The sequence below is a fragment of the Nocardioides sp. genome, from assembly GCF_036401255.1.
Classification (GTDB): Bacteria; Actinomycetota; Actinomycetes; order Propionibacteriales; family Nocardioidaceae; genus Nocardioides.
Genome location: NZ_DASWVI010000165.1, coordinates 1 through 12,925 on the forward strand (window position 1 = coordinate 1; position 12,925 = coordinate 12,925).

Annotated in this window: 10 protein-coding genes; 1 reads left to right on the forward strand and 9 read right to left on the reverse strand. The window is 73.1% G+C overall.

The genetic code is table 11. The features are described from left to right. Positions 1-42 precede the first annotated feature (42 nt). From VGD85_RS07825 to VGD85_RS07845, 5 genes are all read right to left on the reverse strand, one after another. Positions 43-762, reverse strand: a complete 720-nt coding sequence (locus VGD85_RS07825) for an SRPBCC family protein (RefSeq protein ID WP_331062891.1) — start codon at positions 760-762, stop codon at positions 43-45. Positions 763-767: 5 nt separating this feature from the next. After that, complete coding sequence (locus VGD85_RS07830; RefSeq protein WP_331062892.1) at positions 768-1,622, reverse strand: xanthine dehydrogenase family protein subunit M; 855 nt, start codon at positions 1,620-1,622, stop codon at positions 768-770. Continuing rightward, positions 1,619-4,066 carry a xanthine dehydrogenase family protein molybdopterin-binding subunit gene (locus VGD85_RS07835; RefSeq protein ID WP_331062893.1) on the reverse strand — a complete coding sequence of 816 codons (2,448 nt, stop codon included), beginning with the start codon at positions 4,064-4,066 and terminating at the stop codon, positions 1,619-1,621. The genes VGD85_RS07830 and VGD85_RS07835 overlap by 4 nt, the downstream gene beginning before the upstream one ends. Beyond that, positions 4,063-4,533: a (2Fe-2S)-binding protein gene (locus tag VGD85_RS07840; protein WP_331062894.1), complete on the reverse strand. Its 471-nt coding sequence runs from the start codon at positions 4,531-4,533 to the stop codon at positions 4,063-4,065. Before VGD85_RS07840 ends, VGD85_RS07835 begins: the two co-directional genes overlap by 4 nt. A 252-nt stretch (positions 4,534-4,785) precedes the next feature. After that, a complete protein-coding gene (locus VGD85_RS07845) occupies positions 4,786-6,024 on the reverse strand; it encodes a transcriptional regulator (RefSeq protein ID WP_331062895.1) in 1,239 nt (412 codons plus the stop codon). A gap of 193 nt (positions 6,025-6,217) precedes the next feature. Between VGD85_RS07845 and VGD85_RS07850 the strand changes: the two genes are divergently transcribed. Further along, positions 6,218-9,352 carry a PKD domain-containing protein gene (locus VGD85_RS07850; RefSeq protein ID WP_331062896.1) on the forward strand — a complete coding sequence of 1,045 codons (3,135 nt, stop codon included), beginning with the start codon at positions 6,218-6,220 and terminating at the stop codon, positions 9,350-9,352. 129 nt (positions 9,353-9,481) lie between these two features. Here VGD85_RS07850 and VGD85_RS07855 read toward each other — a convergent pair whose 3' ends face one another. The 4 genes from VGD85_RS07855 to VGD85_RS07870 form a co-directional block, all read right to left on the reverse strand. After that, positions 9,482-10,609 carry an XdhC/CoxI family protein gene (locus VGD85_RS07855; RefSeq protein WP_331062897.1) on the reverse strand — a complete coding sequence of 376 codons (1,128 nt, stop codon included), beginning with the start codon at positions 10,607-10,609 and terminating at the stop codon, positions 9,482-9,484. Next, positions 10,602-11,732, reverse strand: a complete 1,131-nt coding sequence (locus VGD85_RS07860) for a vWA domain-containing protein (protein WP_331062898.1) — start codon at positions 11,730-11,732, stop codon at positions 10,602-10,604. Before VGD85_RS07860 ends, VGD85_RS07855 begins: the two co-directional genes overlap by 8 nt. Continuing rightward, positions 11,729-12,604 carry a MoxR family ATPase gene (locus tag VGD85_RS07865; protein ID WP_331062899.1) on the reverse strand — a complete coding sequence of 292 codons (876 nt, stop codon included), beginning with the start codon at positions 12,602-12,604 and terminating at the stop codon, positions 11,729-11,731. Before VGD85_RS07865 ends, VGD85_RS07860 begins: the two co-directional genes overlap by 4 nt. Before the next feature lie 9 nt (positions 12,605-12,613). Further along, a partial coding sequence (locus VGD85_RS07870) for a nucleotidyltransferase family protein (RefSeq protein ID WP_331062900.1) occupies positions 12,614-12,925 on the reverse strand: 312 nt, incomplete at its 5' end.

Consider the following 12,925-nt stretch of genomic DNA (forward strand, 5'->3'; position numbering starts at 1 on the left):
AACGGTCCCCGGGCCGTTCTCAGGCACACGACACGACAGGCACTAGCCCGAGCGGCGGCCCCACAGCCGACGGAGCACCAGCAGCACGACCAGCGCCCCGAGCGCCTGGCGCCAGTACGTGCGCGCGAGCACCGGCAGCACCGTGGCGCCCAGGTCGACGTGGTCCGCACCCGCCGGCGGCGCGGCAGCATGCTTCGGTCCCGCCGGTTCGCCACGCACCTGACGTATCTGCTCCTCCGCGGCCGGCTCGGCGACCGATACGTCAGGTGCGTCGGCCACAGCCGGCTCCGGAGCAGCCGCCTCCGGCTCGCCCATCCGCGCCTCGAGGCAGTCGATGAACTGGCCGAGCAGCTTGTCGGAGACGTCCTGCATCACGCCGCGGCCGAACTGGGCGGGCTTGCCGGTGATCGCGAGGTCGGTCATCACCTCGACGTCGGTGCTGCCGGCGCTCGACTCCCCACCTGATGGGGCCATCGTGAGCGTGACGGTCGCGCCCGCCGTACCGTTGCCGCGCTTGTCCTTGCCCTTGGCCTCGACCACGAACCGGTGCGCCGACTCGTCCTTCTCGACGAAGGTGCCGGAGCCGTTGTAGACGAGCGCGATCGGTCCGAGCTTGACCTTGACCGACCCCTGGAACGACTCGCCCTCGACCGAGGTCACGGCGGCTCCCGGGAAGCACTCGGCGACCGAGGCGATGTCGTTGAAGTGCGCCCACGCCTCCTCCACGCCGGTCGGGACGGTGAACCGGTGAGTGAGCTCCACGGGCCTCAGCCCCCCGCGGCCGCGAGCACGGCCCGTCGCGTGATGACGGTGGCCAGGTGGCGCCGGTAGTCCGCGTCGCCGTTGAGGTCCGAGGGCGGGTTGGTGCCCTCGGTGGCGCGCGCGGCCGCGGCGCGTACGGCGTCCTCCGTCACCGGCTGCCCCACGAGGGCCTCCTCGACGCCGCGGGCCCGCAACGGCGTGGAGCCCATGTTGGTGAGCCCGATCCGGGCCTCGGCGATCGCGCCGCCATCGACCCGCACCGTCGCGGCGACCGCCACGATCGGCCACTGGTGGGCGACCCGCACGAACTTCTCGTAGTGCGCCCCCCAGCCGGTGTGCTTGGGGATCCTCACCTCGGTGAGGATCTCGTCCTCGCCGATCGCGGTCTCGAACAGGTCGACGAAGAAGTCGTCGGCCGCCACCCGGCGGGTGCCGCCCGATCCCTGGATGACGAACTCCGCACCCAGCGCCAGCGCCGGCGCCCCGAGATCGCCGGCGGGGTCGGCGTGCGCCAGCGCGCCGCCGAAGGTGCCGCGGTGCCGGATCTGCGCATCCGCGAGGTGCTCGACGGCCTTGCTGATGACCGCGGCGTGCTCGGCGACCAGCGGGTCCGACCCGACGACCGCGTGGGGGGTCATCGCGCCGATCACGATCGCGTCGCCGTCGTCGCGGACGCCGCGCAGCGAGTCGATGCGCCCGAGGTCGATGATCATCTCCGGGGCGTTGAGGCGCATCCGGAGCACCGGCAGCAGGCTCTGCCCACCGGCGATGATCTTCGCGTCGTCGCCGTGCTCGGCGAGCGCGGCGAGCGCGTCCTCGACCGAGGTCGGAGCCAGGTAGTCGAACTGTGCGGGGATCATGCGCCCGCTCCTTCCTCGAAGTGCGGCATCGCCGCCTCGGTGGTCGAGCCGCCGGCTCCTGGTCCGTTGATCGCCCGCCACACCCGCTCGGGCGTGCAGGGCATCTGGATGTCGTTGACGCCGAGGTGGCGTACGGCGTCGACGACCGCGTTGACGACGGCCGGGGTGGAGGCGATCGTGCCGGCCTCGCCGACGCCCTTGGTGCCGAGCGTGTTCGTGGTCGCCGGCGAGGTGGTGTGGTCGATCTCGAAGCTGATCGTGTCGGCCGCGGTCGGCAGCAGGTAGTCGACGAACGACCCGGACACCAGCGTGCCGGCGTCGTCGTACACCGCCTCCTCCCACAGTGCCTGTGCGATGCCCTGCACCAGACCGCCGTGCACCTGACCGCTGACGATCAGCGGGTTGATGATGTTGCCGATGTCGTCGCAGCAGACGTACTTGCGCATCGTCAGCGCGCCGGTCTCGGTGTCGACCTCCATGGCGCACAGGTGGGTGCCGTGCGGGAAGTTGAAGGCCTCGGGGTCGAACGTGGCGTCCGCGTCGATCGACGCCTCCACCCCGTCGGGCAGGTTGTGCGCCGCGAACGTCGCGAGCGCGACCTCGCCGATGCCCATGCCCTGGTCGGTGCCCCGCACGGAGAACCGGCCGCCCGAGAACTCCAGGTCGTCGACCGAGGCCTCGAGCAGGTGGGCGGCGATCGGCTTGGCCTTCTCGATGACCTTGTCGGCCGCCCGCACCAGCGCCTCGCCGCCGACCACCAGCGACCGGGACCCGTAGGTGTCCAGCCCCTTGGGCGCGACCTGCGTGTCGCCGTGCAGCACCTCCACGTCCTCGAACGCCACGCCGAGCCGGTCGGCGACGATCTGGCTGAACGCGGTCTCGTGGCCCTGGCCGTGCGCGGAGGCGCCGGTGACCACCTCCACCTTGCCGGTGGCCAGCATCCGCACGCTCGCGTGCTCCCAGCCGCCGGCCCCGTAGTCGAGGGAGCCGAGCACCCGCGAGGGCGCCAACCCGCACATCTCGGTGAACGTCGAGACCCCGATGCCCAGCTGCACCCGGTCGCCGGACTCACGACGGCGCCGCTGCTCGGCCCGCAGCTCGTCGTACCCGAGCATCTCCTTGGCCCGCGCCGTCGCGGCCTCGTAGTTGCCGGAGTCGTACTCGAGCCCGGCGACGGTGGTGAACGGGAACTCCTCGTGCTTGATCCAGTTCTTCTCGCGGATCTCGAGCGGGTCGACGCCGAGCTCGGCGGCCAGCTCGTCCATCATCCGCTCGATGGCGTACGTCGCCTCGGGCCGCCCGGCGCCGCGGTACGCGTCGGTCCAGGTCTTGTTGGTGAGCACGGTCTGCACCGCGAACCGGTAGGCCGGGAACTTGTAGATCGAGTTGAACATGAACGCACCGAGCACCGGCACGCCGCCGCCGACGAGCGACACGTAGGCGCCGAGGTCGGCGAGCAGGTCGACCTTGAAGCCGGTGACCGTGCCGTCCTTCTCGGCCGCGAGCGTGAGCTTCTGCCACTGGTCGCGGCCGTGATGGCCCGACATCAGGCTCTCGGAGCGGGTCTCGGTGTACTTGGCCGGCTTGCCGAGCCGGCGCGCCACCGCCCACGTGATCCACTCCTCCGGCGTCGTCTGCAGCTTGCCGCCGAAGCCACCGCCCACGTCGGGCGCGATCACCCGGATCTTCGACTCCGGCACGCCCGTGGTCGCGGCGAGCGCGAACCGCAGGATGTGCGGGATCTGGGTGGCCGACCACATCGTGATCTGCTCACCGGTCGGGTCGACGACAGTGGAGCGCGGCTCCATGAACGCCGGGATCAGGCGCTGCTGGCGGTACTCCCGCTCGATCACGATGCCGTCGGTGCGGGCCTTCGCGATCGCGTCCTCCACGCTGCCGCCGGTGCCGGCCTCGCCGGAGTCGAAGACCCAGTACGCCGACTTGTTCGTGCCCAGGTCCGGGTGGGCCAGGATCTCGTCGGCCGCGGCCCGCTTCAGGTCGAGGGCGGCCGGGAGCTCGTCGTACTCCACGTCGACGAGCTCGGCGGCGTCGCGGGCCTCCGCGGCGCTGCGCGCCACGACCACCGCGACGATCTCGCCGGCGAACGCGACCCGGTCGCTGGGCATCGGCGAGTGCGTCGGCGTCACCTGGTCGGGCGTGATCGGCCAGGCGTTGATGTTGACGCCGAGCGCCTCGCCGAGGTCGGCGCCGGTGAGCACGTCGACGACGTTCGTGGCCTCCTTCGCCGCGCTCGTGTCGATCGAGACGATCCGGGCGTGCGCGAACGGGCTGCGCACCATCGCCAGGTGCAGCATGCCGGGGAGGTTGATGTTGTCGGTCCAGCGGGTGCGTCCGGTGATCAGCCGCTGGTCCTCCTTGCGGCGGCGGTCGCGGCCGATCTCGCGCTCGACGGTGTCGGTGGGACGCTCCTGGGTGGTGCTCATGCCGGAGCCCCCTGCCCGCTCGCCTGCTGCACCGCCCGGACGATGTTGTGGTAGCCCGTGCAGCGGCACAGGTTGCCCTCGAGGCCGAGGCGGATCTCCTCCTCGGTGGGCTTCGGGTTGGTGTTCAGCAGGTCGACGCTCTGCATGATCATCCCGGGCGTGCAGAAGCCGCACTGCAGTCCGTGGCACTCGCGGAAGGCCTCCTGCACCGGGTGCAGCTGACCGTCGGTCGCGAGGCCCTCGATGGTGGTGACCTCGGCGCCGTCGGCCTGCACGGCCAGCACGTTGCACGACTTCACGCTGGTGCCGTTGAGGTGGACCGTGCACGCGCCGCAGTTGCTGGTGTCGCAGCCGATGACGGTGCCGGTCTTGCCGAGACGCTCGCGCAGGTACTGGACGAGCAGCATGCGGGGTTCGACGTCGTCGGAGACCCGCGCTCCGTCGACGGTGAGGCTGATCCGGGTCATGACGCTCCTGGGGACGTGGCCGGGAATGTGGTGCAGGTCACGCTAGGGAGCCGCCGGTTGGCGAAAGGTAGGCCGAGTCGGCGCCAGTTTCCTGACCACCACCGTTGAGTCGGCGCCAGTTTCCGTCGGCAGCGGCAAACTGGCGCCGACTGGACGGGCTGATCGGGGAAACTGGCGCCGCCTCGGCACCATGCGTCGGGAAACTGGCGCCGACTGGACGGGCTGATCGGGGAAACTGGCGCCGACTCGGCGTCAACGGGAGGCGGCGGCGAGCCGGCCCTTGAGCAGGGGTACGGCGGGGTGGGCCCGGCCGGCGAGGGCGGCGAGCGCGGCCTCGACCACCTCGGTGTCGTACGGCGCGAGCTCGCTGTAGCGGACCACCGCATCGGGCTGCGGGTCGGCCAGCAGCGCCTCACGGACCGCCACCGCGACGTACTCGCCCAGCTCGGTGAGTGCCGGGGAGTTGGTGCCGGGGAGCAGGTCGCCGCCGTAGGCGTCGACGGCCGCGGCGACCCGGCCGCGGCGCAGCAGCCCGAGCACCAGCTCCACGTCGGTCGAGGTCGGCATCGGCAGCCGGTAGGGGCGCGACGAGAGCTGCCCGCCGAGCGCGGCGCGCAGGTGGGAGACCTCCGCCTTGAGCGTGGACAGCGTGACCGCCTGGTCGCCGTAGACCAGCGCGTGCAGGTGCTCGAGCGAGAGCCCTTCGGGGTGCAGGGCGAGCAGCGCGAGCACCTCGGTCTGGCGGCGGTTGAGCAGCAGCCGCTGCCCGTCCAGCCAGGTCTCGGCGGTGCCGAGCAGCCGCAGCACGAGGCCCGGCTCGGTGCGCTCGTCGGCGAGGGCGGTGGGATGGTGTGCGGAGACCGGCATGGCGTTCTCGATCAGCCGGGCCAGCACCCGCGCGGTCGCCAGGCCGATGGGGTGGGTGCGTTCCCAGGTGGTGGAGAGGTCGATGACCCCGAGCTGCGCGCCGCTGACCGGGTCGTGCACGGGCGCCGCCCAGCAGACCCAGTTGTGCACGATCGGCGCATAGTGCTCGGCGCTGAACACCATCGCCGGGGCAGCCGTCCGGTTGGCGAGGTCGAGCGCGTTCGTGCCGACGCTCTGGTCGTCCCAGCGCCCACCGGGCACGAAGTTCACGGTCTCGGCCTTGCGGCGCATCACCCGTCCGCCGTACGTCCACAGGATCCGCGTCTCGGCGTCGGTGATCGCGACCACCAGGTCGCCGTCCTCGGCGGTGCGCCGCAGCTCGGCCTCGACCCGCTCGACCGCGGTCTGCAACGGCGACCCGCGCCAGGCCGAGGCGGTCTCGGACTCGTCGGCGAGCGGCGCCCCGGCGACGTCCGTGGGCACCGCGGCCGCCTCCGACCGGGTCCAGCTGCTGAGGATCTCCGGGCGCACCATCCCCGCCGCGGCGTCGCCGCGCTCGACGAACGACGTCCAGGCGCGCACAGCGTCGAGGCGTCGCGCCTGGAGATCGGCGTCTACAGTCATGCGTCCCTCGTCACTCTCGGTGCGGTCACCGTAACTCGGGACCGGCTGCCGCGGAAGCGCCGCGGTCGGGTCCGGACGCGGGCGAGGCGGCGCTGGGGCGGAGCAGCCGTCAATAGCCCGGATGGACTATCGACCCCCTGGAGGTGCGGATCTAGGTTCCGAGGATCGGACCCCCGCCGGATGGTGATGGCACATGCGCGCTGCAATCGGTTCCCTCGCTCCCTCCGCGACTCGGCAGCGCCTCGCACCGCGGCTGCTGGCCGTGGTGGCGCTGGTCCTCGGCACCCTGCTGGTGCCCGGACCCGCCGCCGCGACGCTGGCCGTCACCCTCACCCCGGACCGGCAGGTCGCCGCGCCCGGCGAGACCGTGACGTTCACCGTGTCCGGCAACGTCGGCGGCAACCCCACCTTCGTGTGGAACGTCGACGGGCTCGACGTCCAGAACGACAGCCCGTCCCTGCCGTGGGCGTTCCAGGCGGAGGGCCAGCACACCGTCGGCGTCACCGTCGACGACGGGTTCGACTCCGGCAGCGCCTCGGCGAGCGTCGAGGTCCGAGCCGCCCAGCCCAACCACCCGCCGGCGGTGACCCTCGACGCCGACCACCAGCAGGCCGCGCCGGGCGAGCCGGTCACGTTCACCGCCACCGTGTCGGACCCCGACCCCGGTGACTCCGTCGCGCTCGCCTGGTACGTCGACGGCACCCGGGCCGACGAGAACGGCCTGGCGCTGACCCGGTCGTTCCCCGAGACCGGCAGCCACGGCGTCCGGGTGGTGGCCACCGACCTGTCGCAGGCCTCGAGCGAGGCGACCATCCAGGTGAACGTCGTCGGCACCGCGCCGACGGCCGCGATCGACGTGCGCACCGCCGCACCGCGCACCCGGAAGGTCACGGTGCTCGACGCGTCCGGCTCGGCACCCGCGACCCCGTCGGGTTCGATCCTCAGCTATCACTGGGACCTCAACGGCAACGGCACGTTCGAGACCACGTGCGCCGGCCCCGTCGTCGGCCTCGTCACCGCCACCGCGGGCGACCACCCCGTCTCGGTGATGGTGTCCGACGACAGCGGTGGCGTCTCGCCGTCGGTCACGAGCGTCGTCTCGGTCACGACCTCCCAGATCGACAAGAGGTACGCCGACGGCGCGCTGCCCATCACCGCCGGCGGCTGCGCCGGGCCGGCGGCCGACGGGGTCGTCCCCGAGGGCTACCCCGCCGACGACCTGACCTGCTACACCACGGTCCGCACCGGCATCGCCGAGGCGATGTCACCGTGCTTCCGCCGCCGCACCGAGCCGGTCGGCGTACGCCTGCTCCTCAAGGAGATCTACGCCAGCACCAAGACGGTGCGGCTCAACGGGATCGACCTGCGGCCGAACTCGGGGGCGGCGATCGAGATCGACGGCTGGACCGCGGAGGTCCGGTCGATCGGCGGCAAGGCCAAGGCGTCGGTCGACGCCGGCAGCACGCTGGGCAAGCTGACGTTCTACTACGGCAACATCGGCTGGGACCTGCCCAGCGGCAAGTCGTCGCGCTTCAACCTCGGCAGCCTCTCGATCACCAAGGGCGCCGAGCTGTTCGGGCTCTCGGTCGAGGGCGACGCCCGGCTCGACCTCGTGTACCGCGGCGCCGAGTTGCCCGTGACGATCCACCTCCCCTCGCCGCTGGACGTGTCGGCGACGGTCACCCTCAAGACCGACAACCTCAAGGGGCTGCGCCTCGAGGAGGTGCACCTGCGCGTCAAGAACGCGACCTTCGGGGCGTTCACGGTCAACGACCTCGACCTGCTCTACAACGCGGCGTCGTACCAGTTCGACGGTTTCGCCGACCTGTCCCTGACCTCGGTGGGCAACCTGCAGGTGAGCATCCAGGTCGTCGGCAAGACCGTGACGATGTTCGCCGCGAACTTCACCCCTGTGCCGCCGCTGGCGCTCGGGTCGGGCGTGTTCCTCCAGCACATCGACTTCGGGTACGACGCGGGCCCGCCGCTCACCCTCAACGGCGGCGTCAAGCTCACCGCGGGCCCGCCGGTCAACGGCACCGCGGCGGCGGCGATCGAGGGAACCCTGAAGTTCGTGGCCTCCGACCCGTGGCTGCTGCGCGCCGACGGCAACGCGTCGATCGCGGGCTTCGGCGTCGCCAGCGCCTACCTGCAGTACCAGTCCAACGGCATGATCAGGCTCGGCGGCAAGATCGACGCCCGGCTCTACGACATCGTCAGCGCCAAGGCGAGCATCGACATGTGGCTCTACGCCCCCACGATGAAGTTCAACGCCCAGGCCCGCGGCGACGTCTGCGTCTGGAAGGGCTGCGGCGGCGGCGCACTGGTCGTCTCCAGCACCGGCGTCGGCGGCTGCGTCTACACGTTCTTCGCGGACTTCGGCCTCGGCTACCGCTGGGACGGGGAGTTCAAGTACTACCTGACCGGCTGCGACATCAACCACTGGGCGTCGGCCTGGGACGGCGGCGCCCGCACGCGGCTGGCGTCGTACGCCGCGTCCGAGGCGGTCGCGTCCGAGGACATGGTCGTCGCCGAGGGCGAGCGGGCGGTGTACTTCCGGTTCGCGTCGGTCGACGACCCGCCGCAGGTCACGGTCACGGGCCCGGACGGCAGCGAGATCGTGGTGCCCGCCGGCACCGAGAACTTCGAGGGAGGCGACGACCACATCATCCTCCAGGTGCCACCCGAGCACGCGACGTACGTGATCGTCCGCAACCCCGCACCGGGCCGTTGGCAGGTGCACACCGCGGACGGGTCGCCGGACCTGGTGGCGGTCGGGCAGGCCTCGGCCCTGCCGAAGCCGCGGGTGCGGGCGACGGTCGGCGGCCGCCTGCACGACCGGACCCTCGAGTACCGGGTCAACCGAGTGGCGGGGCAGACCGTGCAGTTCTTCGAGCGCGCCGGCCGGACGAGCAAGCTGCTCGGCACGGTCTCCGACGGCAGCGGCCGGATCCGGTTCCGGCCCGCCCCCGGCCCCGCCGGCACCCGGTCGATCGTGGCGGTCGTCCAGCGCGACGGCGCACCCCGCGAGCAGGTCACGGTGACCAGCTATCGCGCGCCCGGCCCGCTGCGGCCGCCCGCCCCGAGTCGGATGGTCATCAAGCGGACCGCGACCAAGGCCGTGGTCACCTGGCCCGACGTACCGCACGCCGCGACCTGGCGGGTCGTCGCGACCGTCCCCGACGGGCGCCGGTGGTCGGTGCGGCTGGATCGGCGCCGCCTGGTGCTGCCCAGCGTGTTCCGGAGCAAGCGGGTCGCGGTGAGCGTGCGCGGGATCAGCGCCGAACAGGTGACGGGCCCGGCGCAGCGGTGGGTGTCGCCGGGACGCTGAGCCGGGCGCGGCGGCGACTCTCGCGGCGGCGACTCTCGCGTCGAGACACCAGAAGTGGCTGCCACCACGGCCGGTCGACAGCCATTTCTGGTGTCTCGACGGCCCCGGCGCAGCCGGGTCACACCCGGGTCAGGCCAGGTCGCGGTGGATCCGGCCCTCGGTGGTGGCCAGCGGCTCGCCGGTGCCGCCCCAGCGGCCGGCGATGATCTCGGCGGCGATGCTGATCGCGGTCTCCTCCGGGGTGCGGGCGCCCAGGTCGAGTCCGATCGGGCTGGAGAGCCGGGCGATCTCCTCCTCGCCCACCCCGGCCTCGCGCAGCCGGGCCAGCCGGTCGTCGTGGGTGCGGCGCGAGCCCATCGCCCCGACGTACGCGATCTCGGGCAGCCGCAGCGCGACCTCGAGGAGGGGTACGTCGAACTTCGGGTCGTGGGTCAGCACGGTCACGACCGTGCGGCCGTCGACCCGGCCGGCCTCCGCCTCGGCGGCGAGGTAGCGGTGCGGCCAGTCGACGACGACCTCGTCGGCGTCGGGGAACCGGCTGCGGGTCGCGAACACCGGCCGGGCGTCGCACACGGTCACGTGGTAGCCGAGGAAGCTGCCCACCCGGGCGACCGCCGCGGCGAAGTCGATCGCCCCGAACACCAGCATCCGCGGCTTGGGCGCGAACGCCCACACGAACACCCGCATCCCCTCGCCGCGGCGCTCGCCGTCGGGGCCGTAGGTCAGCGTCGCGTTGTGGCCGGCGGCGAGCAGCCCGAGCGCGTCGTCGTGGACGGCGTCGTCGGCGCGCGCCGAGCCGAGGGACGCGGCGGCCGGCTGGTCGGGCCGGATCACCAGCCGGCGCCCGAGGCGCGCGGGGTCGGGGTGCTCGATGACCGTGGCCAGCGCCACCGGCCGGCCGGCCTCGATGTCGGCGGCGATCTCCTCCAGCTCGGGGAAGGTCTCGCGGCTGACCTTCTCGACCCAGACGTCGAGGATGCCGCCGCAGGTCAGACCGACTGCGAAGGCGTCGTCGTCGGAGACGCCGTAGCGCTGCAGGACGGGTACGCCGGATCCGACGACCGACTCGGCCAGGTCGTAGACGGCGCCCTCGACGCAGCCCCCGGACACCGACCCGACCGCGGTGCCGTCGGGACCGACCAGCATCGAGGCGCCGGGCGGGCGGGGTGCGGACTGGAACGTCGCGACCACGGTGCCGACGCCGACGGTCTCGCCGGCGCGCCACCACTCGAGCAGCTCGGTCAGCACGTCACGCACGGGACACCACCTCGACCAGCTCGGCGAACGTCGCCAGCGAGTGGCCGGCGAGGAACTCGTCGCAGTGCGGCAGCGCCGCCACGACCCCCTGCTGCACCGGCTCGTAGCCGACCTTGCCGCGGTGCGGGTTGACCCACACGACCCGGTGGGCGACCCGGCGCAGCCGCGCCATCTGCTCACCGAGCAGCGTGGGGTCGCCGCGCTCCCAGCCGTCGCTGAACACGACCACGATCGCACCGCGGGCCATGCCGCGCTGCCCCCAGCGGTCGAGGAAGAACCGCAGCGTCTCCCCCAGCCGGGTGCCGCCCGACCAATCGGGCACGGTCTCCCCCGCCGCGACCAGCGCGCGTTCGGGGTCGCGCAGCCGCATCGCCCGGGTCAGGTGCGTGAGCCGGGTGCCGACCGTGAACGTCTCGACGACGCCGCCGCTCTCGCGCCCCGCCTGGGTGAACCGGTGCGCCAGGCGCAGCAGCGCGTCGGCGTACCCGCTCATCGAGCCGGACACGTCCACGAGCAGCACCACCCGCCGGGGCCGCACGCCGCGCCGCCGCCAGGCGATGTCGGCGGGCTCGCCCATCCGGCGCAGCGACGCCCGCAGGGTGCGCGAGGTGTCGACCTCGCCGCGGTGCCACGCCTGGTGCCGGGCGGTACGCCGGACGGGCGGGCGCGGCCGCAGGGTCGCGAACATGGCCGCGAGCCGGTGCTTCTCGGCCGCGGTCAGCCCGGCCACGTCGCGCTGGCGCAGCACCTCGGTCTCGCTGGCCAGCGCCCGGACGACCTCCTCGTCCGCGCCGTCCGCGGAGCCGGTGGGCTCCTCGGCGGGCAGGGCCGCGAACGGGGCGGAGGGGTGTGCGGGCCGGGGGCGGGGCAGCCCGTCGCGGGCGTTGAAGAACGCGTGGAACACTTGGTCGTAGCGCTCTAGGTCGTCGGGCCCGGCGCACAGGGTCGCCCGCCCCGCGAGGTAGGTCGCCCGCTGGTCGTCCATGCCCAGCGTCGCCGCCGCGGCCAGGAAGCCCTCGGCGCGGTCGTGGGTGACGGGGACCCCGGCGGCCCGCAGCGCCCGCGCGAACGCCAGCAACACTTCGTCAGCCCCGCGGCGAAGCGGCTCGTCGGGGTCGTTCATGCCCGCAGCACCTGGTCCAGGGCGTGCCGCACCCGGTCGGCGTCCTCGCGGTACTTCACCAGCGCCCCGAGGGTCGCCGAGGCGGCGGCGAGGTCGATCTCGGCGGTGCCGAGGTGGTGCAGCGCGCGGGCCCAGTCGAGGGTCTCCGACACCCCCGGCGACTTCTGCAGGTCGTCGCGAGCACGCAGCTGCTGCACGAGCTCGACGACCTGGCGGCGCAGCGCCTCGGAGACCTCCGGGGCCCGCGACCGCAGGATCTCGACCTCGCGCTCGAGACCCGGGTGGTCGATCCAGTGGTAGAGGCAGCGCCGCTTCAACGCATCGTGCAGCTCGCGGGTGCGGTTGGAGGTGAGCACCACGAACGGCGGGGTGGCGGCCCGGACCGTCCCGAGCTCGGGGATCGAGACCTGGTAGGTCGAGAGCACCTCGAGCAGGAACGCCTCGAACTCGTCGTCGGCGCGGTCGACCTCGTCGACGAGCAGCACCGCCGGGCTCTCCTGGAGCGCCCGGAGCACCGGCCTGGCGAGCAGGAAGCGCGCGTCGTAGAGGCTCTTCTCGGCCTCCTCCACGTCGGCTCCACCACCGGCCGCCTCGAGCGCGCGCAGGTGCAGGATCTGGCGTGGGAAGTCCCAGTCGTAGAGCGCCTGCGTGGCATCGATGCCCTCGTAGCACTGCAGCCGGACCAGCGGCAGCCCCAGGCTCTCGGCGATCGCCTCGGCGAGCGAGGTCTTGCCGGTGCCGGGCTCACCCTCGAGCAGCAGCGGGCGCTGCATCCGCAGCGCGAGGTAGGTGACGGTCGCGAGCGCGTCGTCGCTCAGGTAGCCCGTCGCACCCAGGCGCGCGGCGACGTCGGCGGGGGACGCGAGCTCCATGGACCAAGGCTACGGGGCCGGGTGTTGGTCGGCGGTTGGTGCGCGGTCCGCTCGATGGTCGACGTCGGCCCCCGTGGCCAGGTCGCCGCACTCGACGACCTCCACCTCGTGGGTGGCGAGGTAGTCGCGGGCGCCCGTGTCGCCCGCCGCGAGGCCCAGGACGCCGGCCCAGTGGTCCCGGCCGAGCACGACCGGGTGGCCCACCCGTCCGGCGTACGCCGCTCGGCGCAGCGTGGCCGGTCCGGGCCGCGGGTCGAGCAGGCGGCGTACGACGTCGGCACCCACGTCGGGCAGGTCCACCAGGGTCACCACCACCGCCTC

Bases quoted from the DNA above. Each gene is read 5' to 3' on its own strand.
- VGD85_RS07865 (WP_331062899.1), bottom strand. From the start codon at position 12,604: ATGGAGCTCGCGTCCCCCGCCGACGTCGCCGCGCGCCTGGGTGCGACG.
- VGD85_RS07835 (WP_331062893.1), bottom strand. From the start codon at position 4,066: ATGAGCACCACCCAGGAGCGTCCCACCGACACCGTCGAGCGCGAGATC.
- VGD85_RS07850 (WP_331062896.1), top strand. From the start codon at position 6,218: ATGCGCGCTGCAATCGGTTCCCTCGCTCCCTCCGCGACTCGGCAGCGC.
- VGD85_RS07840 (WP_331062894.1), bottom strand. From the start codon at position 4,533: ATGACCCGGATCAGCCTCACCGTCGACGGAGCGCGGGTCTCCGACGAC.
- VGD85_RS07845 (WP_331062895.1), bottom strand. From the start codon at position 6,024: ATGACTGTAGACGCCGATCTCCAGGCGCGACGCCTCGACGCTGTGCGC.
- VGD85_RS07830 (WP_331062892.1), bottom strand. From the start codon at position 1,622: ATGATCCCCGCACAGTTCGACTACCTGGCTCCGACCTCGGTCGAGGAC.
- VGD85_RS07860 (WP_331062898.1), bottom strand. From the start codon at position 11,732: ATGAACGACCCCGACGAGCCGCTTCGCCGCGGGGCTGACGAAGTGTTG.